This is a genomic window from Tabrizicola flagellatus (genome assembly GCF_008271465.1).
GTDB lineage: Bacteria > Pseudomonadota > Alphaproteobacteria > Rhodobacterales > Rhodobacteraceae > Tabrizicola > Tabrizicola flagellata.
On sequence record NZ_VMDU01000033.1, the window covers coordinates 1 to 4,301 of the forward strand.

Genomic DNA, 4,301 nt, shown 5'->3' on the forward strand with positions numbered 1-4,301 from the left:
CGCCGGGATCAGGCCCGAAGTTCCCTCTTGCGCAAGGGGCGGTTACACATGTTGCGCAAAGCCCAAACCAGGCGAAAGGGCAAGCGCTACTTCCACCACACCTCGATGGACGTGATCCGGAAACGCCCGGCCGCCGAGTTGCGCGGGCCCCAGCGGCTGCCGGGCGCCATGGTCGAGGACGCCGTCATCGGCGAAATCCGCCGGATGCTGCGCACGCCCGAGGTGGCGGCGCGCACGGCGCGGGCGGTGCGGAAGGACCGCCCCGATCTCGACGAGTCCACCGTCGTTGCCGCGCTGGCGCAGTTCGACGACCTATGGAAGGCGCTGATCCCGGCCGAGCAGGCGCGCATCGTCCAGCTTCTGGTCGCGCGGATCACGGTGAGCGAGGCGGGCCTCGCCATCGACCTGCGCCACGAGGGGCTGGGCGCCATCGCCGCGCTGATGGCCCCGCCGAAGAAGGAGGTCGCCTGATGCCCGCGCCCGAGACCCTGCGCGTCCACATCCCCCTCGAACTCCGCCGCCGCGGCGGCCGCCCCCGGATCCTGCCGCCGAAGCATGTCGAGGCCGCCATGGGCCGTGGGCAGGATCCGCACCTGCTGCGCGCCATCGGCCGCGCCTGGGGTTGGCGGCAGCGGCTGGAACGCGGCGACGTGGCCACGCTCGCCGATCTCGCCGCCGACGAGGGCCTGTCCGACCGCTACGTCAGCCGTCTCCTGCGCCTAGCGTGGCTCGCGCCCGAAGTCCTCGAGCGGCTGGTCGTCCACCGCGAGCCCTCGACGATCAGCATCTACGACCTGTGCTTCGTGGCGTCCCTGCCGTGGGACGAGCAGCCGGGGCGTGTGTTCGACTGACCTCATGCGCCGATCCAGAACGGAAACACACCTCCTCTGATCCAGATCAACGGCAGCGGCTTCCGGTCATGCGCAGATGCGCATGAGCTGGAGGTGCCATGATTCTCGCTGTCCTGTCTGCCCTTGCCGAGCCCACGCGTCTCTCGGCTGTCCGGATGCTCCGGGATGGCTCGGAACTCTGCGTCTGCGACCTGATGCGCGCGCTCGGCGCCACGCAAAGCCGGATGTCCCGTCACATGCAGGTGCTGAAGCAGGCCGGGCTGGTGGTGGACCGGCGCGATGCGCAATGGGTCCGCTACCGCCTGAACCCCGACATGCCGGAGAACGTCCGCGCTGTGATCGACGCGGCCCTGATGGAAGAGGTCGCGTCATGAGCATCTTCGGTTGGCTCAACGACCAGGTGCTGCGGATGCAATGGTTGTCCGACCTCGTCACGGCGGGGGTCGCGGCGGTGGGGCTCGATCCGGCCTCGCGCCTCGGCGGTTCGGTGCAGTTCTTCGTCTATGACGTCATCAAGATCTTCATCCTGCTCTCGGTGCTGATCTTCGCCATCTCCTGGGTCCAGAGCTTCTTCCCGCCCGAGCGCACCCGCCGCATCCTCGGCGGCCGTTCGGGGATCTGGGCGAACACGCTCGCTGCCCTTCTCGGCACGATCACGCCCTTCTGCTCCTGTTCCTCGATCCCGATCTTCATCGGCTTCACGGCGGCCGGACTGCCCTTGGCGATCACCTTCTCTTTCCTGATCTCGTCGCCCTTGGTGGACCTCGCCTCGGTCATCCTGCTGGCGTCGATCTTCAGCTGGCCCATCGCGCTGGCCTATGTCGTGGTGGGGCTCATTGTGGCCATCGTCGGCGGCACACTGATCGGGCGTGCGGGGATGGAGGATCAGGTGGCCGCCTTCGTGCGCGACGTGCCGGTGCAGGAGGGTGAACACGTCCTGACGCGGGGCGAGCGGATGGAATTCGCCCGCGACCAGGTGGTCGAGATCATCCAGCGCGTCTGGCCCTATGTGCTGATTGGCGTGGGCATCGGGGCGGCGATCCACAACTGGGTGCCGGCCGAGATCATCACGGCGCTTCTCGGGCAGGACAAGTGGTGGTCGGTGCCGCTGGCCACGCTGATCGGCATCCCCATGTACGCCGACATCTTCGGCACGCTGCCCATCGCCGAGGCGCTGGTGGGCAAGGGTGTGGGCCTTGGCACGGTGCTCGCCTTCATGATGGCGGTCACCGCGCTGTCGCTGCCCTCGCTCGTCATGCTCAAGCGCGTGGTGAGCATGCGCCTGCTGCTGCTGTTCCTCGCGGTCGTGACGGGCGGCATCCTCGGCATCGGCATGCTGTTCAACGCCATCACCCATTGGTTCATCTGACAAGGAGCATCATCATGATCATCAAGATCCTCGGGTCCGGCTGCCGCAAGTGCGTGACGCTGGCCGAAAACGCCAAGGCCGCTGCCGAAGCCGCCGGGAAGCAGGCCGAGATCGTCAAGGTCACCGACATGGCCCAGATCGCGGGTTACGGCGTCATGTCGACGCCCGGCCTGGTGATCGACGAGAAACTGGTCTCGGCGGGCAAGGTGCTGACCGCCGAAGAGATCGGGCGTCTCCTGTGACCGAATACCGTGTGACCGCGCGGCGGATCGACAGCCACGGCAGCCTCGCCAAGGCCAAGCTGGCCGAGGTGGTTCTGGACACCGATCTTGCCGGCCGGCAGGACGCCATGAATCCGGTCGAGCTTCTACTTTCGGCCTTGGCCGCCTGCATGCTCAAGGGCCTCGAGCGGGTGACGCCGATGCTGAAGTTTCGGATCGATGGGGCCGAACTGTCGCTCGAGGCCGTGCGCCAGGACGCGCCGCCAAAACTGACCCTCATCCGCTACGAGATCGTCGTGGACAGCGACGAAAGCGATCAGCGGCTCGATCTGCTGCACCGCAACATCCTGAAATACGGCACGATCTCGAACACGCTGGGCGGTGCCGTGCCGCTCGAGGGAACCCTGCGGCGCCTGTGATCAACCACCGCCACTGTTACGCATCATTCAGCCAGCGCACCCTTGGGCTGCGCCTCTCGCAAGTCGCGGCTCTGTTCCCCTCGAAGGCGATGGACGCAAGGGGCGAAGTTTTGGCGGAATTGAAACTCAGGCCATTGGAAGTTAGCGTCCGAGCACGTGGTGTAATTTCATCGCCGCCGGCGGTGTGATCCCGGGTGGCCATCGAGGTGTAGGATCGAGGTGGAGTTTGGCGACTTCGACCACGGACCACACGGAGACCCCGATGACCAAGACGACCATGCACCTGTCCGAGCTTCTGGCCAAGCACGATCAGGGAGACCTCCTGCGCGGCATCGCCGAGGCCGTCCTGCAGCTGATCATGGAGACCGATGTGGAGGGCCTTATCGGCGCCGGTCGGCATGAACGCAGCGGCGAACGCACGACCTGGCGCAACGGGTATCGAGAGCGCGCTCTCGATACCCGTCTGGGCACGCTGAACCTGCGGGTCCCCAAGTTGCGGCAGGGCAGCTACTTCCCGGGCTTCCTCGAGGCCCGCAAGACGTCCGAGCAGGCGCTGGTCGCCGTGATCCAGGAGGCCTGGATCGGCGGCGTCTCGACCCGTCGCGTCGACGAGCTGGTGCAGGCGATGGGCCTGAACGGCATCTCGAAGAGCACGGTGTCCAAGCTGTGCAAGGACATCGATGAGCGGGTCGGCGAGTTCCTGAACCGCCCGCTGAGCGGGGAGTGGCCCTATGTCTGGCTGGATGCCACCTATCTCAAGGTGCGTCAGGGCGGCCGGATCGTGCCGGTCGCGGCGATAATCGCCGTCGCCGCCAACACCGAAGGGCGGCGCGAGATCATCGGCCTGGGCATCGGACCCTCTGAGGCCGAGACGTTCTGGACCGAGTTCCTGCGCTCGCTGCGCGCCCGGGGCCTCGGCGGGGTCAGGCTGGTCATCAGCGATGCCCACACCGGCCTGAAGGCCGCCATCTCCCGGGTGTTCGAAGCCACCTGGCAGCGCTGCCGCGTTCACTGGATCAGGAACGCCCTCGCTCATGTCTCGCGCGGCCAGCACACCGTCGTCGCCGCCGCGATCCGCCAGGCCTTCGACCAGCCTGACCGAACCCATGCCGGCGAGACCTGGCGCAAGGTGGCCGAGCAGTTGCGCCCACGCTGGCCCAAGCTGGCCGATCTCATGGACGCCAGCGAGCATGACGTGCTGGCCTACATGTCCTTCCCGCGCCAGCACCGCACCAAGCTGCACAGCACCAACCCGATCGAACGCCTGAACAAGGAGGTGAAGCGACGGGCCGACGTCGTGGGGATCTTCCCGAACGAGGCCTCCATCCTGCGGCTCATCGGCGCCGTGCTGTTCGAACAGAACGACGAGTGGCAGACCTCAAGCCGCTTGCTCTGACCCCCGAGAACTCCTCCATCTGATGCTAGAGTCCGGCCCGAGGAG

Annotated in this window: 6 protein-coding genes and 1 pseudogene; all 7 read left to right on the top strand. The window is 66.9% G+C overall.

Features of this window, described 5'->3' with window-relative positions:
* Positions 1-48 precede the first annotated feature (48 nt).
* Positions 49-471 carry a site-specific recombinase gene (locus FL625_RS17935; protein ID WP_235019500.1) on the top strand — a complete coding sequence of 141 codons (423 nt, stop codon included), beginning with the start codon at positions 49-51 and terminating at the stop codon, positions 469-471.
* A complete protein-coding gene (locus tag FL625_RS17940; RefSeq protein ID WP_149590033.1) occupies positions 471-851 on the top strand; it encodes a hypothetical protein in 381 nt (126 codons plus the stop codon). Before FL625_RS17935 ends, FL625_RS17940 begins: the two co-directional genes overlap by 1 nt.
* A 98-nt stretch (positions 852-949) precedes the next feature.
* Positions 950-1,225 carry an ArsR/SmtB family transcription factor gene (locus tag FL625_RS17945; RefSeq protein ID WP_149590034.1) on the top strand — a complete coding sequence of 92 codons (276 nt, stop codon included), beginning with the start codon at positions 950-952 and terminating at the stop codon, positions 1,223-1,225.
* Complete coding sequence (locus tag FL625_RS17950) at positions 1,222-2,220, top strand: permease (protein ID WP_149590035.1); 999 nt, start codon at positions 1,222-1,224, stop codon at positions 2,218-2,220. The genes FL625_RS17945 and FL625_RS17950 overlap by 4 nt, the downstream gene beginning before the upstream one ends.
* Positions 2,221-2,234: 14 nt before the next feature.
* The gene (locus FL625_RS17955; protein WP_149590036.1) at positions 2,235-2,462 is read left to right on the top strand and encodes a thioredoxin family protein; all 228 of its coding nucleotides are present in this window, start codon (positions 2,235-2,237) and stop codon (positions 2,460-2,462) included.
* Positions 2,459-2,860, top strand: a complete 402-nt coding sequence (locus FL625_RS17960) for an OsmC family protein (RefSeq protein ID WP_149590037.1) — start codon at positions 2,459-2,461, stop codon at positions 2,858-2,860. Before FL625_RS17955 ends, FL625_RS17960 begins: the two co-directional genes overlap by 4 nt.
* A gap of 262 nt (positions 2,861-3,122) precedes the next feature.
* A pseudogene (locus FL625_RS17965) lies at positions 3,123-4,253 on the top strand (IS256 family transposase); the annotation flags it as partial.
* Positions 4,254-4,301: the final 48 nt, after the last annotated feature.